The organism is Mesorhizobium sp. M0968, from assembly GCF_040319065.1.
In the GTDB taxonomy this organism is placed as follows: Bacteria; Pseudomonadota; Alphaproteobacteria; order Rhizobiales; family Rhizobiaceae; genus Mesorhizobium.
The window spans coordinates 25,523-47,350 of sequence record NZ_JAMYNL010000001.1; the positions used below are offsets into that span (position 1 = coordinate 25,523).

Genomic DNA, 21,828 nt, shown 5'->3' on the forward strand with positions numbered 1-21,828 from the left:
GTCCTTATCTGGCCGAGCCGTTGGCGAGCAATGTGTCCAGCCGTCCTTCCGCCTCCAATTCGTGGAGATCGTCAGAGCCGCCGACATGCGTGTCGCCGATGAATATCTGCGGAAAGGTGGAACGGCCGTGAGCGCGGGAAATCATCTCCTGGCGCAGCTCCGGCGAGAACGAGGCGTCGTGCTCGGTGTAGGTCACACCCTTCCTGTCGAGCAGCCGCTTGGCCGCGGTGCAATAGCCGCACATCATCCGCGTGTAGATCGTCACATCGACCATCGGTCAGCAATCCTGCCTCGTTCCTAGGCTATATAGGCGCCGATTCGTCGGCCCGAAAGTCCCCCGGCAGCACACGCGCAAAGGTCAGTACGTCGACCGCGCCGGCGCCGCCCTTCTTCAACGCCTTGGCGACCGCGCGGACGGTGGCGCCGGTGGTGTAGACGTCGTCGATCAGCAGCACCCGGCGGCCGGTGATTTCGATCTCCGCCTCATCAGGCACTTTGAATGCGGCGCGAACATTTTCCTCGCGTTCCCGCCGCTCCAGCCCGACCTGCTGGCGCGTGAGTTTGACGCGCCTGATGGCTGATGGCGCGAAAGGCCGCTCCCCGAGCTGCGCCACCGCCCGCGCCAGTTCCGCCGACTGGTTGAACTGCCGTCGGAAGAAACGCCGCCAGTGCAGCGGCACCGGCACGACCACGTCGGCCTCGGCGATCAGCTCGGCACCGGCGCGAAGCATCCAGCGCGCCATCCACGGCGCCAGATCGGTGCGGTCCTGGTATTTCAGCCCTTGCACCATCTGGCGGGCAACGCCGGAATAGGCGACCGCCGCCCGCGCGCGCTCGAACGGCGGCGGGTCGGCTATCGCCTCCGCCGACAGGAAACCCTCACCCATATTGTGGGTGAACGGCGTGCCCATCACCGGGCACCACGGCCGTTCCAGCAGCCTGAGTTTCGGCCAGCAGGCGCCGCACAACACGCCGGGCTGCGAGACATGGCGGCGGCAGCCGGCACAGACCGGCGGGAACAAGAGCCGCGCTGGCCAGCCCAATGCCTTGCGGGCAATGCTCTTGATCGCAATACGCTTGATCTCTGGCATGGGATCGGCCACGTGGTTGGTCCTCCGCATCACTATATCAGAGAGCGAAGCACAAGGACCTGCCCATTGCAGCCTGTAATTGACACCTCGCTCTGGCTGGCGCGCAAGCGCCGGGCACTGGCCCGCCCCATCGCCGGCGCGGATTTCCTCATGCGGCGGGCGGCCGAGGATCTTGCCGACCGGCTCGGCGCCGTCGAACGCAGGTTCGGCAAGGCGGCCTCATTGTTTTGCCAGACGCCGGCAGCAGCAGAGGTGCTCGCCGAAAGCGGCAAGGTGACGGAAAACGTGCGCGTCGAGGCCGACGCCGCTTTCCTGGGTGGCCAGCCAGGACTGTTGGCACCGTTGGAAACCGTGCCATTCGAGCCGGAAAGCCTCGACCTCGCAGTCTCGCTGCTGTCGCTGCAGGCGATGAACGACATTCCCGGCATGCTGGTGCAGGTCCGCCGGGCGCTGAAGTCGGACGGGCTTTTCCTTGGCGCCTTCGCCGGCACAGGCACGCTCTCCGAACTGCGCGAAAGCCTGCTTGCCGCCGAGACCGAACTCTATGGCGGCGCCAGCCCGCGTGTGATCCCGTTCACCGACGTCCGCGACGCCGGCGCGCTGCTGCAGCGCGCCGGCCTGGCACTGCCAGTTGCCGACGTCGAGACGATCACGGTGCGCTACGATTCGCTATTTGGCCTGGTCGCCGATCTGCGCGCCATGGGCGAGACCAGCGCGCTTGTCGACCGCAGCAGGCGGCCGGGCACGCGAGCGCTGTTCGCGCGCGCCGCCGAAATCTATGCGGAGCGGTTTTCGGATGCCGATGGCCGCGTCAGGGCGAGTTTCTCGGTGGTCTGGATGTCAGGCTGGGCGCCCGATGCCTCTCAGCAAAAGCCGCTGAAGCCGGGCTCCGCAAAAATATCGCTGAAGACAATCCTGGAAAACCCCGGCGGCCCCTGAGCGCATCCTTGCGCAAAAGCTAAGCGTATCCCACGCAAAAGCTAAGCGGGTCACTGTGCAAAAGCGTTGGCAAGCTTGCTGCTGTTGTCGCTGAACAACCACTGGATGGCGCCGGCAGCCTGGCCAATACCAGCGACAATGGCAAGCGACAGAACGGCGACGATCAAACCATATTCGATAGCCGTCGCACCCCTCTCGTCTTCTAAAAATCGTTGCAGCAACATTTTCATGGGCGCCTATCCCTCTTGCCCGAACCTAGCGCCGACCCGTTAAGAAAGGTTAATGCGACAGGCTTAACGCGCGGTGAACCAGCTGCATTCTAGGAACCAGCTGCATTCTAGGAAACAGCCGAATCCTGGAGATCTGTTGAGGAGTCAGCAGTCGCCGCTGCTTCTGCCATCGGCCCGTATAACGCAGACCGAACTGGGCAGCGGCTGCAGCACGCTCTTGCGTAGCGTATAGCTGTCGCGCTGGCCGATCGAGCCGGTGCTCATCGTATCAAGCCCGTCGCGGGCAAACTGCGAGCGGGTCCGGCTGTCGAGGTAGGGCGTCGCGATCAAGGCCAGAGCCACCGCGGCCGAGCCGAACAAGAGGGCGATGCGCAATATTCCCATGCCGGCATTGGCGGCGCCAGGAAGGCGGTCCGGCCAAGGCGAGTCCCAGTCCTTTTCAAGGCTCATGCAAATCGCTCCCCAGCGGTGGAATCGGCGAAACCGCCTAGCGTCAATTTTTCACGGTCAGATAAATCTTTCATTAACGCTGCTGCCGGCGCGTTGCGGCGCTGCCCGATTTACGGCAGGTCGGCCGTTACAGCAGATCGATGAGGAACTGGATCAACGGGGCATCGGCCGGCGGCATTGGAAAATCGCGCATCTGGCGCGGCCGCACCCATTTCAGCACCTGGCCTTCCTTCGGCTGGGCAATGCCGCGGAACCGACGGCAGACGAACAGCGGCATCAGCAGGTGAAAATCATCGTAGGAATGGCTGGCGAAGGTGAGTGGCGCCAGGCAAGGGATGTCGGTTTCGATGCCGATCTCCTCGTACAATTCGCGGATCAGGCATTGTTCCGGCGTCTCACCGGGCTCGACCTTGCCGCCCGGAAACTCCCACAGGCCGGCGAGTTGCTTGCCTTCGGGCCGCTGCGCCAAAAGCACGCGCCCGTCGGCATCGACCAGGGCGCAGGCCGCGACCAGGAGCAGGCGTTTGCCGATCGTATCCAAGCCGCTCATGCGCCGGGTGGCCGGCGATAGCGATAGCGATAGACTTCGTCGAATCCGAGCGAACGGTAGAGCGCCAGCGCCGGCGCGTTGTCCGCCTCGACCTGCAGCCAGGCTTCCCGCGCCCCGCGCAGCCGCGCCCATTTCAGCGCCGACCGGATGAGATGGCGGCCATGGCCCTGGTTGCGCACCGACCTGTCAGTGGCGATCTCGAACAGGCCGGCAAGGTCGCCGTCATGCACGCAGATCAACGTTGCCAGCGGTTCGCTGCCGGCCTCCAGCGCAAACAGCCCGGCCTCCGGTTGGATGGCGCCGATGATCTCCGACAGGCCCGGACGCAGCGACACATCCGAGCCGCTCACCTTGAGCGCCGCGCCGATGAAACGGCTGATGTCCTTCAACGGAATCTGGTCCATGGCATCGTCGAGCGCGGCGTCCGCCAGCGGCAGCCGCATGACCAGCGACTCCGCGAACGTACTCCAGCCTTCGCTGTCGAGGTACTTCGAAAGATCAGGCCCCGACAGCGGTGAGATGCGAAAGGTCAGCGGCCTGCCATAGGCGTCGAAGCGGCGGCTGGCGCGACCGATGCGCTCGGCAATGTGCTGGATGTCGCCCGGATCGAGCGGATTGACCGAGTTCAGCCGCTTGGCCGGGTGGCCGGCCGTCAGCCGAACCACCCAGGTGCCGTCATAATGGACGGCGGCCGCCGGCCAGGCGCGAAAGCCGGCCGCCTCATAGCGGCGCACGATCGCCAACACGCTTGCCGGATGTCTGGAAGCCAACGCCATCAGCTCCGATAATCGCCGTTTATGGCGACATATTCCTTGGTGAGATCGCAGGTCCACACCGTCGCCTTGCCGCGGCCGATGCCGATATCGGCGCGGATGCGGATCTCGTCGCGCTTCATATACGCCGAAGTCGCCTCCTCGGAATACGCGGCGTCGCGCTCGCCCTGATAGGCCAGGCGGTTGTCGCCGAACCAGATCGACAGAAGGTCGCGGTCGGCCGGTTCGCCGGCCTTGCCGACAGCCATGACGACGCGGCCCCAATTGGCGTCCTCGCCGGCGACTGCCGTCTTGACCAACGGCGAATTGGCGATCGACAGCGCGATGCGCTTGGCCGAGCGGGCCGATTTGGCTCCGGTGACGGTGACCTCGACCTGCTTGCGGGCGCCCTCGCCGTCGCGCACCACCTGCAGTGCCAGCGATTTCAGCACCTTGCCGAGGGCACGGCGGAAGGCGCCGAGGCGCGCATCCTTGGGGTCGGAAATTGCCGGCGCGCCGCGCCTGGCGGCAGCACCCGTGGCGAACATCAGCAGCGTGTCGCTGGTCGAGGTGTCGCTGTCGACGGTAACCGCGTTGAAGGTCTTGGCCGTGCCACGCGACAGGAGGTCCTGCAGCACGGGTGCTGCGATCGGCGCATCGGTGGCGATGAAGGAAAGCATCGTCGCCATGTCGGGCGCGATCATCCCGGCGCCCTTGGCGATACCGTTGATGGTGACGTCGGCATCGCCGAGCTTGACCGTCGCGGTCGCCAGTTTGGGATAGGTGTCGGTAGTCATGATCGCCTTGGCGGCTTCGGTCCACAATTCCGGCTTGCCGTCCTTGACCAGACCGGCCAGCAGATGGCTGAACTTGCCGGCGTCGAGCGGTTCGCCGATCACGCCGGTCGAGGCCAGGAATACCTCGCCCGCTGTGCAATCGGCCGCTTTCGCCGCCACCTCGCCCGTGAGTGCCGTCGAGGCGCGGCCCTTCTGGCCGGTAAAGGCATTGGCATTGCCGGAATTGACGACCAGCACGCGTGCCTTGCCAGCCACGAGGTTCTGCCGGCAGAAATCGACCGGCGCCGACGGGCATTTCGACCTGGTGAACACGCCGGCGACGGTGGTGCCGGCGTCGAACACCATGGCCAGCAAGTCGGTGCGGTTCTTGTATTTTATGCCGGCCTCGGCGGTGGCGATGCGCACGCTCTCGATCACCGGCATCTTGGGATATTTCTTCGGCGCGAGCGGCGAAACCTGTGTGGACATGGAAGACCCCGGGCGGGAAAAATCGCGAAAGGAACGCCGGTTTGCCCGATAGCACGCGCTGGCGCAAGGCGTTTCACAGCCGTTACGGGTGCCGGAAGCCTGACACCGCCTCATGCAGCAAGCAGGCTGTTGCAAATTTGTTGGCGTCGCTGCGACCGATAGCGCTATGATCCTGCCCCATGGGCAGGCTTGTGGTCTTGGCACTGGCGTTTCTGGGCTTTCTGCTGCTGCGCGCCGATGCGCAGACGGCGCGGCGCGTGGCGCTTGTGGTCGGCAACGGCAGCTACGCCGAAGCCGGCACGCTGGCCAATCCCGTCAACGATGCGCTCGACATCGCCGACAAGCTGCGCGCCATCGGTTTCGAGGTGATCGAAGGCAACGATCTCGGCAAGCGCGAGCTCGAACGCAAGATCGGCGAATTCTCCGATGCGCTGCAGGGTGCCGGTGCCGGGCTGTTCTACTATGCCGGCCACGGCCTGCAGGTCGACGGGCGCAACTTCATCGTGCCGGTCGACGCCCGGCTGGACATGCCGGTCAAGCTGCAGCTCGAGGCGGTGCCGATCGACGAGGTTCTCGACATCATGGAGCAGCAGACCAAGGTCAGCCTGGTCTTCCTCGATGCCTGCCGCAACAACCCGTTTGCCCGAAGTCTCAGCCGCAGCGCCACGACGCGCTCGGCGACGGCTCTCGCCGGTCTTGCCCAGTTCGAGTCGACACGCGGCTCATTCATCGCCTTCTCGACTGCGCCCGGCGCCGTCGCAATGGACGGGACGGGACGCAACTCGCCGTTTGCGGCGGCACTTTTGCGGCATATGGCGGAACCCGGACAGAGCATCAACGACATGATGATTGCGGTGCGCCGCGACGTCGTTTCGGCAACGCGCGAGGCGCAGCGTCCCTGGGAGCAGGGTTCGCTGCTCGAGCGTTTCGAATTCGTTCCGGGCGGAGACACTGCCCAGCAACCGAAACCGGCCGTCAGCCCGGCTCCCGCGTCGCAGGTGGCTGCGCTCGAACGCTCCGTCGGCGACGAGGGTGCCATCGAAAAATTCTTGCGCGAAAACTATCTGGCGCCTGATGCCAGGAGAATGCGCGAAACCGTCAAGCGGCTCTACGGTGCGTCGGCCACCATCTACGGCACGCGCTACGACAGCGAGGCGATCGTCAAGGTCAAGACCGACTGGTTCGCGCAATGGGCATCATGGTCGTTCGGTCTCGAGCCCGGCAGCCTTGAGGTGACGCCGCACGGCAAGGACCGTGCCGACGTGGTTTTCGCCATGCGCTACGACTATGTGCCGAAAGACAAATCGGCGCAGCGCCTGACCGGCAAGGCGCGGGTGACGCTGGAACTCGTGCTGGCCGATGGCGCGTGGCGCGTTGCGTCGGAAACGTCGCAAGCGCTGGAATGAACATCAGCGGACCGCTGGGTTGATGAACCCGCGAAACGCCCGCTGCACGCCCGGAATCAGTCCCCAGATCATGATCGAGACCATCAGCGGCGCGATGACCAGCGTACGCTGCCAGATTTGCCATTCCTGCGTCAGCGGAAAAACCACATACAGAATGGCAGTGATCAGCGGATACACGCCGAGCAGCACAAGCAGGGCGAAGCGCAGGCGCGAAAAGCGGGTCACGGCGGTCGAGTTCATAAACTCTCCTTATCGTTACGGAACGTTCCGTTACATATAAAACGGATCGTTCCGTTTCGTCAAGAGTTGTATATGATGGCTGGCGAAATCGCGGGTAAGGAAGAAGAGATGGGCGAAATCACCGATCCCGGGCGCAAGTCGGCTGGCGCACGGCGCAGCCCGGAAAGCGCCGATGCCATTCTCGATGCCGCCGAGGCGGTACTGGTCGAAGCCGGCTATTCCGGCTTCTCGATTGAGGCGGTGGCACGCCGCGCACGCGCCGGAAAACCGACGATCTATCGCTGGTGGCCAAGCAAGGCCGCCTTGCTGCTCGACGTTTATCAGCGGCAAAAGCGCGTCGATAATCCCGATACCGGGAACCTTGCGGAGGATCTCGTCGGCTTCCTGAAGAGCTTGTTCGCGCATTGGCGCGACACGTCGTCGGGCAGCGTGTTCAGATCGCTGATTGCCGAGGCGCAGTCGGACGAAAAAGCCGCCGCCGCCCTCGCCGAATACGCAAGAGGGCGTCGCATCCACACCGGCCAGATGGTCGAACGCGCCAAGGCAAGGGGAGAAATAGCTGCCGACGTCGATGCCACTGTCGTCGCCGACCTGATTGCCTCGTTCGCCTGGACGCATCTTCTGACGAACCGCCTGGACGAGGACGAAGCGACGCTGCGCAGGGCGGTCGGCTATGTTTTGAAAGGCATAGTCGCTGACGATGCCGACCACGCCACGGCGGTCCGGCGGCGGCGTCGACGCATCATCGCTCGCCCTACCAAATAGAAGCGACAGGGCGGCAGCGCGCCCTGTCGTAGCCCAGTCTGGCCTATTTGGCGCTTTCCAGCGCGTCGACCGTCTTCTTCAGGTTCGCATCGGGGATGTCGACCTTGGCGTTGGCGCGCAGCGACTTGACCAGCGCGAAATACTTGTCGCGGATGACCGCCTGGCGCGCCTGGTCCTTGACCTGGTCGAACGCCGGCGGCTGCTTGGTGCGCTTGTCCTCGACCTTGATGACGTGCCAGCCGAACTGCGACTGCACCGGCTGGTCGGTATATTTGCCGACCGCCAGCGCAAACACCGCCTTGTCGAATTCCGGCACCATCTGGCCAGGTCCGAACCAGCCGAGATCGCCGCCGCTGGTCTTGCCGCTCGGATCGCTGGTGTGCTCGTTGGCAAGCTTCTGGAAGTCGGCGCCGCCGTCGAGCTGCTTGATGATGGCGTCTGCCTCCTCCTTCGTCTTCACGAGGATGTGACGGGCGTGCACCTCATTGGTGGGCGGCGTGTTGGCGATTTCCTGGTCGTATCGGGCGCGGACCTCGGCATCGGTAACCTTGTCGACGACGCCCTTCTCGACCATTTCGCCATGCAGCGCGCGCTGCTGCAGGAAGGCCATGCGGCGCTGGAAGTCGGGGTCCTTGTCGAGGCCGGTGGTCACCGCCTGAGCCGCCATGACGCGGATTTCGATCGCCGCCGAAAGTGCCGCGGCGCGGCGCTGCTCGGGCGGAAGCTGCGCGAACTGCTGCGACAGCTCGCCCTCGGCAAGCCCAAGGTCTGCCTCGGTCAGCGTCTGGCCGTTGATGGTGGCGACCACGGCGTTCGGATCGACCGGCTTGGCCGCCGGAGCGGGTGCTGCCGGCTGGGCAGGGGCGGCTTCCTGCGCCATCAGCGGCGACAGCGAGAGGGCCGATAGCCCGAATGCCAGACCAAGGCTGGCGAGCGACGCGCGGCGGAACAATACTGACATTACGATTATCTCCAAAGCGGGGTAGCTAGAGCGGAATGGCTTCCAGACCAGCAAGATTGTGGCGGAATTTGGCGCGGTCGACAGGGCGAGCGCGGCGTTGACATCGAATGAGCCCCCTCTTATCTGTCCAACGACTTTGCGTCCAGAACCGTTTTCCGGGCGCTTTTTGCGTTTGTCCGCGTTCACGCGCATTTGATGGGGCCAGCCGGCGCCTGTCGCAATGACTTGGAATGCTATCGAAAGGGCCATTGGATGGTCAGTCTCGGCGGTCTCGCCCGTAAGGTTTTCGGCTCCTCCAACGATCGTCGGGTCAAATCGACCCGGCCGCGCGTCGAGGCGATCAATGCCATGGAAAACGAGATGCGGGCGCTTTCCGACGCCGAGCTTCAGGCCCGCACCGACAAATTCCGCCAGGACATCGCCAACGGCGCCAGTCTCGACGACCTCCTGGTGCCGGCCTTCGCCACCGTGCGTGAGGCCGCCCGCCGCGTGCTCGGCATGCGGCCGTTCGACGTGCAGCTGATCGGCGGCATGGTGCTGCACAATGGCGGCATCGCCGAGATGCGCACCGGCGAAGGCAAGACGCTGGTGGCGACGCTGCCGGTCTACCTAAACGCGCTCGCCGGCAACGGCGTCCATGTCGTCACCGTCAACGACTACCTGGCCACCCGCGACTCCGAATGGATGGGCCGCGTCTACAAATTCCTCGGCCTCAAGGTCGGCGTCATCGTCCATGGCCTGTCCGACGAGGAGCGCCGCGTCGCCTACGCCGCCGACGTCACCTACGCCACCAACAACGAGCTCGGCTTCGACTATCTGCGCGACAACATGAAATACGAGCGCGCCCAGATGGTGCAGCGCGGTCACAGCTACGCCATCGTCGACGAGGTCGATTCCATCCTGGTCGACGAAGCCCGCACGCCGCTGATCATTTCCGGTCCGCTCGAGGACCGTTCGGAAATGTACAACACCATCGACACCTTCATCATCCAGCTGCAGCCGCAGGACTACGAGATCGACGAGAAGCAGAAGACCTCGATCTTCACCGAGGAAGGCACCGAGAAGCTGGAGAACATGCTGCGCGATGCCGGCCTGCTCAAGGGCGAGTCGCTCTACGACGTCGAGAACGTCGCCATCGTCCACCACGTCAACAACGCGCTGAAGGCGCACCGGCTGTTCCAGCGGGACAAGGACTATATCGTGCGCAACGGCGAGATCGTCATCATCGACGAGTTCACCGGCCGCATGATGCCCGGCCGCCGCTATTCGGAGGGCCTGCACCAGGCGCTCGAAGCCAAGGAGCATGTGGCGATCCAGCCGGAGAACCAGACGCTCGCCTCGGTCACCTTCCAGAACTACTTCCGCCTCTACAAGAAGCTCGCCGGCATGACCGGCACGGCGCTGACCGAGGCCGAGGAATTCGCCAACATCTACAATCTCGACGTCACCGAGATTCCGACCAACCTGCCGGTCATCCGCATTGACGAAGACGACGAGGTCTACCGGACGGTCGAGGAGAAATACAAGGCGATCGTCAAGGAGATCAAGGAAGCCCGCGCCAAGGGCCAGCCGACGCTGGTCGGCACGACTTCCATCGAGAAGTCCGAGCAACTGGCCGAGCGCCTGCGCAAGGAAGGTTTTAAGGATTTCGAGGTGCTGAACGCCCGCCACCATGAGCGCGAGGCGGCGATCGTCGCCCAGGCCGGCAAGCCCGGCGCCATCACCATCGCCACCAACATGGCCGGCCGCGGCACCGATATCCAGCTCGGCGGCAATGCCGACATGCGCATCGCCGAGGAGCTTGGCGACATGCCGGCCGGCCCCGAGCGCGAGGCCAGGGAAAAGGAAATCCGCGACGACATTGCCCGGCTGAAGGAAAAGGCGCTCGCCGCCGGCGGCCTCTACGTGCTCGCCACCGAACGCCATGAATCGCGCCGCATCGACAACCAGTTGCGCGGCCGCTCGGGCCGCCAGGGCGATCCCGGCCGCTCGAAATTCTTCCTGTCGCTGCAGGACGACCTGATGCGCATCTTCGGCTCCGAGCGCATGGACGGCATGCTGCAGAAGCTCGGTCTCAAGGAAGACGAGGCGATCATCCACCCCTGGATCAACAAGGCGCTGGAAAAGGCGCAGAAGAAGGTCGAGGCGCGCAACTTCGACATCCGCAAGAACCTCTTGAAATATGACGACGTCTCCAACGACCAGCGCAAGGTGGTGTTCGAGCAGCGCATCGAGCTGATGGACGGCGAGGGCCTGTCCGAGACCATCACAGAGATGCGCGAAGGCGTCATCGAGGAGATCGTCGCCAAGAACATTCCCGAAAACGCCTATGCCGAGCAGTGGAACGTTGCCGGCCTCAAGGCCGAGATCGCCGAATTCCTCAACCTCGATCTGCCGGTCGAGAACTGGGTCAAGGAAGAAGGCATCGCCGAGGACGACATCCGCGAGCGCATCAGCCAGGCCGCCGAGGCCGCCGCCAAGGAACGCGCCGAGCGCTTCGGCCCCGACGTGATGACCTATGTCGAGCGCTCGGTGGTGCTGCAGACGCTCGACCATCTGTGGCGCGAGCACATCGTCAATCTCGACCATCTGCGCTCGGTCGTCGGCTTCCGCGGCTATGCGCAGCGCGATCCGCTGCAGGAGTACAAGGGCGAAGCGTTCGAGCTGTTCCAGGCAATGCTGGGCAATCTGCGCCAGGCCGTCACCGCGCAGCTGATGCGCGTCGAGCTGGTCCGCCAGGCGGCCGATGCGCCGCCGCCCGAAGCCCCCGACATGTTCGGCAGCCATATCGACGGCTTCACCGGCGAGGACGATTTCGAAGGCGGCGAGACGGCCGTTCTGGTCCGCCAGGAGACCAACGCCATCGTCGCCCCCGAAGACCGCGACCCGAAGAACCCGGCGACCTGGGGCAAGGTCGGCCGCAACGAGGCCTGCCCGTGCGGGTCGGGCAAGAAATACAAGCATTGTCACGGGGCGTTTGCGTAAGGCGCGCCTTTCCTTCTCCCCGTTCACGGGGAGAAGGTGCCCGAAGGGCGGATGAGGGGCAGCGCGGACTTTCGCGATTGGCCGATCTCCCCACTTGAGGGGGAGATGGCCGGCAGGCCAGAGGGGGGCGCTGTCCCGCCGGGCCTATGCCGCCTTCAGCCGCCCTACAGCGCCGTACGCTCGTTTGAAGTTCCCATCCGCTCGAACACGAATTGATAAGTCCTCTGGACTTTCTCCTCGAACAGCTTGCGGTCGTAGACCTCGGGCAGATGAGCGTCGAACTCTTCGCCGATCGTCTGCCTTACGCCCGCCTTTGCCGTTTCCTTGGACCGCCAGTCGAGAACGAGCTTCTCCTTCTTGAGCTTGGCGAGCAACTCCCGCGCCAGCTTCTTGACCTCGATCTCCTGGGTCTTTGTCAGCTTCGGTTCGGGCTTGGTCAGGATATCGAAGATCGCGAGTTCTTCCTCGCTCAAACCCTCGCGGATGTGGCGCTGCTCTTCCTCGTCGAGATCGCCGACAAAGGCCATCAGTTGCTGGAACAGTTCCTCGATATCCATGCTGCCGGTGTTGTATTCGTCGATCAGCTTCTGCAGCCGCTCCAGAAGGCTCACACGGGCCGGGTTCTTGGCCGCGAGGTCCTTTGCCCGTTTCTCCGCCGTGCCCCTCAGGACCTCTGTGGCGGTCTTCTTGGAGCCTTGGGCAAACAGTGCGGCGAGCTTGTCGAAATCGATCGTCGACAGATCGAGCAACTTCTTCAGATCGCCGCCCTGAAGTATCGGAGCGCGGATCGCGATGCCTGAGATCGCCTGATCGACGAGCCGTTCGATCTCTGCAAGCACAGCTTCAAGGTCCTTTGACGGACCGGCCCTTGTGAGGCTGCGCATCGTCTCCGCTATGACCTGAAGGACCACCATAGCACCCCGATAGGGAAGCACGGCCGGATCCGGCAGCGCTGCCTTGAAGAGCTTCCACGCCGTGCTCACCAGCCCAAGGAACGCGCGTTTGGCCTCGTCGGTACCGAGCAAGGCTTCTGCCGCTTGCCTGATCTTTGCAGCGCGCTCAAAGCCTTGCGCGGCGATGACTGCATCCGGATCAACATCTCGCACGGCGGCAAAAGCCAGCGCCTTGTCCAGCGCCGCTTTGACTTCGGCAAGCAACTGGGCCTTCTCCTTGATCGGGTCAGTCTCCGCGCCGGGGCGAGGTCTTGTATAGATCGCCAGCGCCTCCTTGAGATTCCGGAACACGCCGACATAGTCGACGATAAGGCCCGCCTGCTTGCCGGGCGCGACACGGTTCGCCCGAGCGATCGTCTGCATCAGCGTATGGTTCTTCATTGGTTTGTCCAGATAGATCGTTGAGCAGGTCGGCACGTCGAAGCCGGTGATCCACATGGCGCAGACAAAGACCAACCTCAGCGGATCGTCCGCCGACTTGAAGCGTTCGTCGAGTTCCTCCTTGACCATCCGTTGACGGTGCGGTCGGATGTCGGCTCCGCGCTTGGCGATGACCTCGATTTCATTCTGCGACTGGCTGACGATGACCGCCATGTCCGTGGCCTCCAGCCACGCCAAGTGCTCCTCCAGCGCCGTCCGCTCGACAGCATCCGTGAGTGCTGCAATGCGGGTCCGCTCTTGCTTCAGATGCGCGGTCCAATGCACCTGCACCTTGTCGTGCATCCGCACGGCGGTCGCCTTGTCGATTGCCACAAACATCGCCTTGCCGCGATAACCGCGACCGGTGAAATGACGCACCAAATCGGCCGCTATCTTGTCGAGCCGGTCATCGTTGGTGATGAGGTGGTATTGCTTGGCGAAGCGCTTCGCCAATTGCTCTTCCGCTTCGGGATCGAGCCCGGCTTCGTCAAGAACCTTGGCTATCTCTTCGTCGAGGTCGGCGCTCTTGAGCTGCAGCTCTGGCAACCGGCTTTCGTAATAGAGCGGCACTGTCGCGCCATCCACGATCGACTGAGCGAAGTCGTAGACCGAGACATAGTCGCCGAACACCTCGCGTGTGCGTTCCTCTTCACCTGCTATCAGCGGCGTGCCGGTGAAGCCGAGGAAAGCGGCGTTGGGGAGTGCCGCTCGCATGTTGGCGGCAAGTACATCGTACTGGCTGCGATGCGCCTCGTCGGTGATGACGATGATATCGGAGCGAGCCGACAATTGCGGATAGATTTCGCCGCGCTCGGTGCCGAACTTCTGGATCAGCGTGAAGATGTAACGCTCGTTCCCTGAAAGCAGCTCTTGGAGATGTTTGCGCGAGTCTGCCTGCACCAGTTGCCGGTCCTTGGTAAGCGCACCGCACGACGAGAACGTATCGGCGATCTGGTCATCGAGTTCCGTGCGATCGGTGACAATGACGAAGGTCCAGTCGCCAGGACGTTTCCTCAGCACCTTGCGGCTGAAGAACATCATGGAGAAGCTCTTGCCCGATCCTTGCGTGTGCCAGAAGACACCGAGACGGCCCTGGTTCTCCTTCAGCTTACCGACGGCCTCCATCGCGCGGTTTACGCCGAGATACTGGTGGTTCTTGGCGAGAATCTTGATCAGGCCCTTCTCGCCCTCCTGGAAGGCAATGAAGTTCTCGACGATGCCGAGGAAGCGTTCGGGACGACAAGTGCCCCTGATCAAGGTCTCCAGCGAGACGACGCCCTCTTCCTCCTCGTCGTCGATCTTCTTCCAGTCAGTGAAGAACTCGAACGGCGCGAGCGGCGCTCCGAGCTTGGCTTCATGGCCATTGGAAAGGATGACGAAGCCGTTGGGAACGAAGACCTGTGGAATTGCGGTTCGATAGTCCTTGAGGTTGCCCTCATAGGCGTCCGCGATCGAGCGATAGAGCGCCTTCAGTTCTATAAAGAGCAGCGGTATCCCGTTGACGAAACCGACCAGATCGGCACGGCGGGTGTAGAGATCGCCCGAGAACCAGACCTGACTGGCAAGCAAGAAGTCATTCGCGCTGGCATTCGCCCAGTCGACAACGCGGACTGTTTCGTCGCGCAGCGATCCGCCCGATGAGCGAACTTTCACCTTCACTCCGTCGCGCAGCATTTGGTGCAAGTCGGCATTGGCGCGGACCGGCTCCAGTGCCGTGCGTTCGCTTGTCAGCGACGCATAGGCTTCCTCTAGGGCGGATTGCGGCAGTCCGGGGTTCAGTCCGGAGAGGGCCGCTCGAAGGCGATTTGGGAGAAATGCGTCACGGCGCGATTCTCGCCCCTCCGGGCTCGTCCGTGGCGTCGCGGGAGTACCGAACTCGCCGTAGAGATTGGCTGTCTGCCAGCCAAGAGCCTTGAAAAGGTCGATGGCGGGTTGTTCGATAAGCTCATCTTCGGAGAAGCCGCGATAACTCGACGCCCTCTGCTCATAGACGAGATGATCCCCTTCGCTCATGCGGCCTCGTCGGGCTCACCGTTCCCGCTGCCGTCAGCACCAAGATCGAGCAGTTTCACTCGCGGGGCAAATACCAGCCGGAACCTCTGCATCTTGTCGAGCATCCAAGCGTGGAGGTCGGAATAGCTGCCCGTTTCGGAAGGGTCGACATCATTCCTGTAGAGCGCAATGCGGCTGGCCTTCTTATTCGGCAATTCTTGCCATTCGAGCGGCTCGCCGATAGCGGCCTCGATCGCCGCGCGGTTGAGCTTCAGCTCGCGGATGCCGACTTTGAGCGGGTCATTGAATAAATAGAGTTCCACACCAATCCGCTGCTTGCTTGTGCTGATCGTGCAGAGGATTGCGAACCCAGCACGGCCGATGCGAAATTGGATCCAATTGTCCTTGTTCTGTCGATTAATTGCGAAAGAAGGATCGTTCTTGCGCAGATACTCAGCGAACGATGCCCAATAAGCTAAGCGAACCTTGTGCCGCTCGGCTAATTCGCCCTCGCTCGAAACCTTGGCGTCGACCGCCCGTGCCCAATTGTTCGGTTGGGCGACCACTCGAAAGAATGGCGCTGGGTCGCTGTCGCCAATCTTCAGCGCTTCGACTTCCACCGCAAAGAAGTTGAAGCCTTCCTTGGTCGTGCTGTTCAGCCAGTCGATTGCGGCACGATGGTCTTCCCGGATCGACTCGGCGATCCAGATGGCGGTGACATCGCTTCTCTGGCTGGCAATGTAGGTGATGAGTTGCCCCAGATGCCGATGATCGGTATTGCCGAACTGGTTCTCGATCAGAACCGGGTTGCCACTCTCATCTTCAGCCAGAATGTCGAGACGAAATTCGCCGGCCGGCAGTTCGGTCGCCTTCAATTCCAGCTCACCGATCTGAAGGGCCTCGCCGAGCAGGTCGAGGTTCTCGGCTAGCCATGGAGTGAAAGTCTGTGCTTCGTGCAGCCAGACAGCCTTGGCGGAAATCGTCGTCAGCCGTCCAAGCCTGGGGAAGGTCACTCCGCCGCCTCCATAAGTTCTTCTCCTTCCGATACGCCGATCTCGCCGGAGATCAATTTGGGCAGGAGGAGATCGCGCTGGACGCGCAGATTGGAAGTGGTATCTGCCAAGGTTCGGCAGAGCCTGAACATAGGCGCCACCAAGCTTGCGAAGTGGTTCAATGTCTTATCATCGGGCCTAGCAATCTCGTACTGCTCAAGGCTTGCCCGCCGAACTCGTTGACGCCCAGTTGCTCCTGACATGCTCCTGATTGCATGAGCCCGAAAGGCATCATTCCTCGCTAACAACTGGACGAACTCGGAAGGAACTTTCACGCCTCTCATCACGACAAACTCGGTCGATCCACAAGCGACGGCATCATCTGTCGGAAGGTTGTCAACAAACCCAGTCTTTCCATTCTCCAAACAAGGAGTGATCCGCGCAAGGAGCGTATCACCGTTCTGGAATTTCGAGCCACTATTGCCCTTCTTGATCCCAAACTCACCCAAGATCATTGAATCCGTTTGGAGGGATGTCATCGGGACAAAAGTATTCAATTTATCTTTCGGAACATGCACGCGCGGGTCAAAATCAATAATGGTGTCAAGCGGGGTAACCTCCCATCCTTGCGGGATCGGCCCGATCGGGCTCTCGACGAGCGGCAGTCCTTGCACACAAGGGGCGCGGAAATGGACGAAACACTCCTCGTAGAATCGCCGTGCCATTTCCTCCAAGATCGCGATCCGCCGCGTGTTATTCTCGATCAGATCGTCGTAGGCGGAGAGGATCGAAGTAATGCGGCGTTGCTGATCAATCGAGGGAACCCGTATTGCCTTGGGATATAGGAAGTTGCGGTTTAGTGAAGGCTGGGCACTGCCAGAATTGTAACTAGCGAGATTCAGCGTACTGAGGAGATAGGCAACAAAACGTGGCTCATTACCTTTGAAGTCGGTGACATACAGAACAGTGTTATGAGGCCAAAACGGTTCGGCGACATAGGTAACGACCCCCGCCGATGCCCCGCTTCGCCCGACTGTCACACCGGGACCTGAAACACGTGCCTTGTTGTGCCAGCCATTACGACCATTCGAACCGATAACCGGAACGGGACCGGAGGTGCGTTCTCCTTCGGTCAAGTCATATCCTCTTTGCAAAGACACGAGATTGCCAAGGGTGCTGTCGCGCCACATCACAGGGTCTCCAAGATCAACCCGGCATTTATTCCGATCTGCTCCTCTAGCGTCCGCGCCTTGGCCGTCAATTGCTCGAACTCCTCTTGCAATTCCTCTAGGCGCTCGGCGAAATCGACGTCCTCGGCCTCGCCTGGCTTTGCGCCGACATATCGGCCTGGATTGAGGCTCCAGCCCTGAGCTTCGATCTCAGTGCGGGTCGCCGCCTTGCACAGGCCCGGCACATCGGAATAGCTATTGTCGAGCCCATTCGCCGCTAGTAAGTCGTGACTGCCCCAGTTGGCTTCGATCTCCTCACCACGCCACAAGCGGACGATGTTAGCCAGGAACTCGACCTGGGCGTCGGTGAAGTCACGATGCGCGCGATCGATCTGACGGAAAGTGTGCCGGGCGTCGATGAACAGCACCTGATCAGCCCGCTTGCCTTTACATTTGCGCTTGTCGAGGAATCAGAGCGTGCAGGGCAACGTCACCGTGTAGAAGAAGTTCGGGCCAACCGAGACGATCACGTCGACCCCGCCGGTCTCGACGAGCTTCTGCCTGATTTCGGCTTCCGAGCCTCGTGCATCAGAGGCAGAATTGGCCATGACGAAGCCACCCCTGCCAGTCTCATTCAACGCTGACCAGAACAGTTCGATCCAGAGATAGTTGCCATTGTCTGGCTTTGGCAGACCGAAAGGGAAGCGGTCAGCCCGTTTGGCGACCGATTCTTTCTCCTTGTCGACGCCTGTCACATTGAAGGGCGGATTGGCCATGACGAAATCGAATTTGCCGACCATGCCGCCGAGATCGGCGAAGGGCTCGTCGTAGTATGCATTGGCATCCATGATCGTCCCGCTGAGCCCGTGGACGGCGAGATTCATCTTGGCAAGCCGCAGCGTCTCGCTGACCTTCTCGATGCCGTAGATCGAAAGCTCTTTTTCAGGAGCATTCTGATGCGCCCGGACGAAATCCGCCGAATGGACGAACATGCCGCCCGAACCGCAGGCAGGATCGAGGATGCGCCCGCGATACGGTTCGATAATCTCGACAATCAATCGGACAATGCTCGACGGCGTGTAATATTCGCCGCCCTTCTGCATTTCCTGCAACGCGAACGAGCCCATGAAATACTCGTACACCTTGCCAAAAGCGTCACCGGCGATCTCGACCGGAGCAAGAAGCTTTATAAGCTCACGCAGGATGCCATCGCCGACCGCGCCGTAGTTCTTCGGCAGCGCATCGGCCAAATCGGGATTGTGCTTCTCAATGTCCTCCATCGCATGATTGAGTGCCCGACCGAGGTTTGATCCATCGGGCAATTGCAGGAGATGCGAGAAGCGCGATTCAGGCGTCAGATAGATGACGTTGCGGGCCTTGTAGGCATCAGGTCCAGGCGGCCCGAGGCGGCTGCCTTCGCGCGGCTGCAAGTCCTTCTCAACTGCAGCGAACCTGGTCTCCGCATAGCGCAGGAAGAGCAGTCCGAGGACGGGACGGGAATATTCCGACGGCTTCAGCCCGGAATTGGCGCGGAGCTGATCCGCAACGCTCCACAGCCTCTTCTCGATCTCGGCCAGATCAATCGCCATCGGATGCACTCCCCCTCGATCTTCTCCAACCATTACAGCCCAAGGGTTAAAAATGGCAACCCGAGCGTCAGGATCGGGCTCGCATTCTCTAGGCATGGCCGCCCCTCATCCGCCTGCCGGCACCTTCTCCCCGTATAGAGACGGGGCGAAGGAAAGCCCACCCAACCGTTTCTTAATGTGTCTCCGCTACACCCAACCCCTGTAAATTGGCGGAAAACGGAGAGTATTGGGTGCGCTTTTCCGCGGCGACGACAGCCGGGCGGTTCCTGCCGCAGCGCCTTGCGCTGCGCATAAGGCCGCTGCTTGGCCTGATCGATGCCGTGCTGTTCAGCGCCGGCGCGCGCGGCGAGGCCGGCCGCATGTCGCTGATCGCCTTTTCGGTCCGCATCGTCAGCGCCGTCATCGCCTTCGTCAGCCAGGTTTTGATGGCGCGCTGGATGGGGTCGTTCGAATACGGCATTTTCGTGCTCGTGTGGGTGACGATGGTCATCGTCGGCAATCTCGCCTGCCTCGGCTTCCACACCTCGATCATCCGCTTCATTCCCGAATATCGCGAGCGCGGCATGATGGCCGAACTGCGCGGCATCGTGCGGGCCAGCCGGCTGTTCGTGCTGGTTGCCTCGACGCTGATCGCCGGCGTCGGCGCGCTCGGCGTCTGGCTGCTGTCGGCCTTTATCGAAGACTACTATGTCGTGCCGTTCATCCTCGGCATCATCTGCCTGCCGATGATCGCCATGTCCGACCTGCTGCAAGGGCTGGCGCGGGCCAATTCCTGGGCGCTGTTTGCGCTGTCGCCGACATTCCTGGTGCGGCCGCTGCTGATCCTGGCGTTCATGGCGCTGATGCTGCTGGCAGGCTACGCGCCGGACGCCAGAACGGCGATCTTCGCCGCGATCGCCGCCACCTATGCCACCACGCTCGGCCAGCTCATCGGCGTGACGTCGCGTATCGACAAAAGGATCCCGGCCGGACCGATGAAATTGCATTTCGGCCAATGGTTCATCGTCTCGCTGCCGATCTTCCTGGTCGAGAGCTTCTTCTTCCTGCTCACCAATGCCGACGTGCTGATGGTCGGCGCCTATCTCCATCCCAACGACGTCGCCGTCTATTTCGCCACCGTCAAGACGCTGGCGCTGGTGCATTTCGTCTATTTCGCGGTCAAGGCCGGCGTCGCCCAGCGCTATGCGCAATTCACCCATGGCGAACCGCAAAAGCTCGCCGCCTTTGCCCGCGAAACCGTGTCGTGGACCTTCTGGCCGTCGCTGGCGATGGCGCTGCTGGTGCTGGCCCTGGGCGAGCCGATGCTGACCCTGTTCGGCCCGGAATTTTCCGCCGGCTATCCGCTGCTGTTCCTGCTGGTGCTCGGCGTCGTCGCGCGGGCCGCCGTCGGCCCTTGCGAAAGCCTGCTCACCATGAGCGGCAACCAGAATATCTGCGCCGCCGTCTACGCCATGACGCTGGCCTTCAACATCGCGCTTAGCGTCGTGCTGATCCCGCTCTTCGGCCTGTGGGGCGCGGCGATGGCCACCGTCTTCGCCATGATCTTCGAGGCCGGCGCGCTGTCCTTCACGGTCTGGCGCAAGCTCGGCATCGTCATGGTCATTTTCGTGCCCGCCAAAGGAGCCGCCTGATGGCTGCCGTCCCCTTGCTCGAGGAAACCAGCGGCGGCCCGGCCGGCGCCATGGTGTCCGGCCTTGCCGGGCTTGCCCGCGAAGCCGACCCCGCCCATGTCGAGATCCTCGCCAACAACCGGCCCGAGCGCAAGCTTGCCATCTATCCGGCCTCCGCCGGCTTCGACCTGGTCGAGGAGCTCGACTATCTCTGTACCCGCACGATCGAGCCCAACGTCTTCTTCAATCCGCGCTTCCTGGCGCCGGCCATGCCCAGGCTGGAGGACCGCGAGGTGCGGCTGGCCGTCATCCGGGACGGTGACCAGTATCGCAACCGGCTGCGCCTGCTGGTGCCGTTCTCGGTCGAGCGGCCGATGGTGCCGCTCGGGGTTCCAGTCATGCGCACCTGGTCGAGCCCGTTCGGCCCGATCGGCACGCCCCTGGTCGACCGCGACGATCCGATCGGCGTCATCGAGGATTTCTTCGCGATGCTGTCGAGGCCTCATCTCAAGCTGCCGAAGGTCTTCGTCCTGCCCGACATAAGGCTGGATGGCCCGGTGGCGAGCCTGCTCGCCAGCGTCGCCGAAACGCGCGGCCTGACGCTGGTCACCACCGGCAAGGCCGAGCGCCCGGTGCTCGAAAGCGAGCTCGATGGCGAGGAATATCTGAAAGCTTCGCTGCGCGCGCACCATTATCGCGAGTTCCGCCGCCTGAAGCGCCGCCTTGCCGACCTCGGCCGGCTGGAGCATGTCGTGGCGCGCGGGCCTGACGAGATCCGCCATGCCATCGAGAATTTCCTGACGCTGGAGGCCGCCGGCTGGAAAGGCCGCGAGCGCACCGCCATGGCCATCGACCGCTACCGCGCCGCCTTCGCCCGCGAAGCGGTGCACCGGCTGGCCGAACAGGATCTTTGCCGCATCCATTCGCTGACGCTCGACGGCCGCACCATCGCCTGCCTGGTCGTCTTCGTCGAGGCCGGCGTCGCCTACACCTGGAAGACCGCCTATGACGAGACGCTCGCTGCCTATTCGCCGGGCACGCTGCTGATGATCGAGGTGACCAGGCAGCATCTCGACGACCCCAACATCATGATGACCGATTCCTGCGCGGTGCCCGACCATCCGGTGATGAGCCGGCTGTGGAGCGAACGCAAGCCCATGGGCACGCTGGTGATCGGGCTGACGCCGGACGCCGACCGCCCCGCCCGCCAGGCGGCGTCGCAGCTTCACCTCTACCGCGAAACCCGCAACATGGCGCGCCTGCTGCGCAACCGGATGAGGAGCCTGCTGCGCCGGCGCTAGTGCATCGGTCCAAAGCGGGCCCGACCGTCCGTCTCTGCACCGTCGGCCCGCTCGGGCCTAGGTCGTCAGGGTTAATTCTCCCGATCAGCGGAAAGGATTAGCATCGACGCAGTCCCAACCGGGATGAGGCGATCAATTACGGCCGCGCGTCCAGCATCACTGCCGCCT

Annotated in this window: 18 protein-coding genes and 1 pseudogene; 6 read left to right on the forward strand and 13 right to left on the reverse strand. The window is 62.8% G+C overall.

Annotated elements, in window-relative coordinates:
* Window positions 1–4: 4 nt before the first annotated feature.
* Together grxC and NKH67_RS00115 are read right to left on the reverse strand one after the other, a co-directional pair.
* Window positions 5–274 (reverse strand): glutaredoxin 3, encoded by a 270-nt coding sequence (gene grxC, locus NKH67_RS00110; RefSeq protein ID WP_352471328.1) that lies wholly within the window; start codon window positions 272–274, stop codon window positions 5–7.
* A 28-nt stretch (window positions 275–302) separates the two neighbouring features.
* Window positions 303–1,103 carry a ComF family protein gene (locus NKH67_RS00115; RefSeq protein ID WP_352471329.1) on the reverse strand — a complete coding sequence of 267 codons (801 nt, stop codon included), beginning with the start codon at window positions 1,101–1,103 and terminating at the stop codon, window positions 303–305.
* Window positions 1,104–1,157: 54 nt separating this feature from the next.
* Between NKH67_RS00115 and NKH67_RS00120 the strand changes: the two genes are divergently transcribed.
* Complete coding sequence (locus NKH67_RS00120; RefSeq protein ID WP_352503210.1) at window positions 1,158–2,030, forward strand: methyltransferase domain-containing protein; 873 nt, start codon at window positions 1,158–1,160, stop codon at window positions 2,028–2,030.
* A gap of 50 nt (window positions 2,031–2,080) precedes the next feature.
* On the opposite strand, the gene NKH67_RS00125 is transcribed toward NKH67_RS00120, so the two are convergent.
* The 5 genes from NKH67_RS00125 to argJ all read right to left on the reverse strand — a co-directional run bounded on the left by NKH67_RS00125 (window position 2,081) and on the right by argJ (window position 5,277).
* Window positions 2,081–2,260, reverse strand: coding sequence for a Flp family type IVb pilin (locus tag NKH67_RS00125; RefSeq protein ID WP_023677981.1), 180 nt, complete (start codon window positions 2,258–2,260; stop codon window positions 2,081–2,083).
* A gap of 144 nt (window positions 2,261–2,404) precedes the next feature.
* A complete protein-coding gene (locus NKH67_RS00130) occupies window positions 2,405–2,710 on the reverse strand; it encodes a hypothetical protein (RefSeq protein WP_023677980.1) in 306 nt (101 codons plus the stop codon).
* 127 nt (window positions 2,711–2,837) lie between these two features.
* Entirely contained in the window at window positions 2,838–3,260 is a 423-nt protein-coding gene (locus NKH67_RS00135) for a (deoxy)nucleoside triphosphate pyrophosphohydrolase (RefSeq protein WP_023677979.1), read from the reverse strand.
* Complete coding sequence (locus NKH67_RS00140; protein ID WP_352471332.1) at window positions 3,257–4,036, reverse strand: GNAT family N-acetyltransferase; 780 nt, start codon at window positions 4,034–4,036, stop codon at window positions 3,257–3,259. The genes NKH67_RS00135 and NKH67_RS00140 overlap by 4 nt, the downstream gene beginning before the upstream one ends.
* Window positions 4,036–5,277: a bifunctional glutamate N-acetyltransferase/amino-acid acetyltransferase ArgJ gene (gene argJ / locus NKH67_RS00145; RefSeq protein WP_352503209.1), complete on the reverse strand. Its 1,242-nt coding sequence runs from the start codon at window positions 5,275–5,277 to the stop codon at window positions 4,036–4,038. The genes NKH67_RS00140 and argJ overlap by 1 nt, the downstream gene beginning before the upstream one ends.
* A 179-nt stretch (window positions 5,278–5,456) precedes the next feature.
* Between argJ and NKH67_RS00150 the strand changes: the two genes are divergently transcribed.
* On the forward strand, window positions 5,457–6,683 hold the full coding sequence (locus tag NKH67_RS00150) for a caspase family protein (protein WP_352503208.1): 1,227 nt from the start codon (window positions 5,457–5,459) through the stop codon (window positions 6,681–6,683).
* Window positions 6,684–6,686: 3 nt separating this feature from the next.
* On the opposite strand, the gene NKH67_RS00155 is transcribed toward NKH67_RS00150, so the two are convergent.
* On the reverse strand, window positions 6,687–6,923 hold the full coding sequence (locus NKH67_RS00155; protein ID WP_352471336.1) for a putative antibiotic biosynthesis monooxygenase: 237 nt from the start codon (window positions 6,921–6,923) through the stop codon (window positions 6,687–6,689).
* A gap of 108 nt (window positions 6,924–7,031) precedes the next feature.
* On the opposite strand from NKH67_RS00155, the gene NKH67_RS00160 reads away from it, so the two are divergent.
* Window positions 7,032–7,688, forward strand: coding sequence for a TetR/AcrR family transcriptional regulator (locus tag NKH67_RS00160; protein ID WP_352503241.1), 657 nt, complete (start codon window positions 7,032–7,034; stop codon window positions 7,686–7,688).
* Between the two features lie 43 nt (window positions 7,689–7,731).
* On the opposite strand, the gene NKH67_RS00165 is transcribed toward NKH67_RS00160, so the two are convergent.
* Window positions 7,732–8,649 carry a peptidylprolyl isomerase gene (locus NKH67_RS00165; RefSeq protein WP_352456658.1) on the reverse strand — a complete coding sequence of 306 codons (918 nt, stop codon included), beginning with the start codon at window positions 8,647–8,649 and terminating at the stop codon, window positions 7,732–7,734.
* Window positions 8,650–8,901: 252 nt separating this feature from the next.
* On the opposite strand from NKH67_RS00165, the gene secA reads away from it, so the two are divergent.
* On the forward strand, window positions 8,902–11,634 hold the full coding sequence (secA, locus tag NKH67_RS00170) for a preprotein translocase subunit SecA (protein WP_352503207.1): 2,733 nt from the start codon (window positions 8,902–8,904) through the stop codon (window positions 11,632–11,634).
* 164 nt (window positions 11,635–11,798) lie between these two features.
* Here secA and NKH67_RS00175 read toward each other — a convergent pair whose 3' ends face one another.
* The 4 genes and pseudogenes from NKH67_RS00175 to NKH67_RS00190 form a co-directional block, all read right to left on the reverse strand.
* On the reverse strand, window positions 11,799–15,020 hold the full coding sequence (locus tag NKH67_RS00175) for a type I restriction endonuclease subunit R (protein WP_352503206.1): 3,222 nt from the start codon (window positions 15,018–15,020) through the stop codon (window positions 11,799–11,801).
* On the reverse strand, window positions 15,017–15,874 hold the full coding sequence (locus tag NKH67_RS00180) for a DUF4268 domain-containing protein (RefSeq protein ID WP_352503205.1): 858 nt from the start codon (window positions 15,872–15,874) through the stop codon (window positions 15,017–15,019). Before NKH67_RS00180 ends, NKH67_RS00175 begins: the two co-directional genes overlap by 4 nt.
* A gap of 134 nt (window positions 15,875–16,008) precedes the next feature.
* Window positions 16,009–17,181, reverse strand: a complete 1,173-nt coding sequence (locus tag NKH67_RS00185) for a restriction endonuclease subunit S (protein ID WP_352503204.1) — start codon at window positions 17,179–17,181, stop codon at window positions 16,009–16,011.
* A pseudogene (locus NKH67_RS00190) lies at window positions 17,181–18,845 on the reverse strand (type I restriction-modification system subunit M). Before NKH67_RS00190 ends, NKH67_RS00185 begins: the two are co-directional and overlap by 1 nt.
* Window positions 18,846–18,979: 134 nt before the next feature.
* Here NKH67_RS00190 and NKH67_RS00195 point away from each other — a divergent pair.
* Together NKH67_RS00195 and NKH67_RS00200 are read left to right on the forward strand one after the other, a co-directional pair.
* Window positions 18,980–20,380, forward strand: a complete 1,401-nt coding sequence (locus NKH67_RS00195) for a lipopolysaccharide biosynthesis protein (RefSeq protein ID WP_353030129.1) — start codon at window positions 18,980–18,982, stop codon at window positions 20,378–20,380.
* Window positions 20,380–21,660 carry a GNAT family N-acetyltransferase gene (locus tag NKH67_RS00200; RefSeq protein ID WP_352503202.1) on the forward strand — a complete coding sequence of 427 codons (1,281 nt, stop codon included), beginning with the start codon at window positions 20,380–20,382 and terminating at the stop codon, window positions 21,658–21,660. The genes NKH67_RS00195 and NKH67_RS00200 overlap by 1 nt, the downstream gene beginning before the upstream one ends.
* Window positions 21,661–21,828: the final 168 nt, after the last annotated feature.

Bases quoted from the DNA above. Each gene is read 5' to 3' on its own strand.
- NKH67_RS00130 (WP_023677980.1), bottom strand. From the start codon at position 2,710: ATGAGCCTTGAAAAGGACTGGGACTCGCCTTGGCCGGACCGCCTTCCT.
- NKH67_RS00165 (WP_352456658.1), bottom strand. From the start codon at position 8,649: ATGTCAGTATTGTTCCGCCGCGCGTCGCTCGCCAGCCTTGGTCTGGCA.
- secA (WP_352503207.1), top strand. From the start codon at position 8,902: ATGGTCAGTCTCGGCGGTCTCGCCCGTAAGGTTTTCGGCTCCTCCAAC.
- grxC (WP_352471328.1), bottom strand. From the start codon at position 274: ATGGTCGATGTGACGATCTACACGCGGATGATGTGCGGCTATTGCACC.
- NKH67_RS00150 (WP_352503208.1), top strand. From the start codon at position 5,457: ATGGGCAGGCTTGTGGTCTTGGCACTGGCGTTTCTGGGCTTTCTGCTG.
- NKH67_RS00155 (WP_352471336.1), bottom strand. From the start codon at position 6,923: ATGAACTCGACCGCCGTGACCCGCTTTTCGCGCCTGCGCTTCGCCCTG.
- NKH67_RS00135 (WP_023677979.1), bottom strand. From the start codon at position 3,260: ATGAGCGGCTTGGATACGATCGGCAAACGCCTGCTCCTGGTCGCGGCC.
- argJ (WP_352503209.1), bottom strand. From the start codon at position 5,277: ATGTCCACACAGGTTTCGCCGCTCGCGCCGAAGAAATATCCCAAGATG.
- NKH67_RS00160 (WP_352503241.1), top strand. From the start codon at position 7,032: ATGGGCGAAATCACCGATCCCGGGCGCAAGTCGGCTGGCGCACGGCGC.
- NKH67_RS00185 (WP_352503204.1), bottom strand. From the start codon at position 17,181: ATGTGGCGCGACAGCACCCTTGGCAATCTCGTGTCTTTGCAAAGAGGA.
- NKH67_RS00140 (WP_352471332.1), bottom strand. From the start codon at position 4,036: ATGGCGTTGGCTTCCAGACATCCGGCAAGCGTGTTGGCGATCGTGCGC.
- NKH67_RS00175 (WP_352503206.1), bottom strand. From the start codon at position 15,020: ATGAGCGAAGGGGATCATCTCGTCTATGAGCAGAGGGCGTCGAGTTAT.
- NKH67_RS00125 (WP_023677981.1), bottom strand. From the start codon at position 2,260: ATGAAAATGTTGCTGCAACGATTTTTAGAAGACGAGAGGGGTGCGACG.
- NKH67_RS00200 (WP_352503202.1), top strand. From the start codon at position 20,380: ATGGCTGCCGTCCCCTTGCTCGAGGAAACCAGCGGCGGCCCGGCCGGC.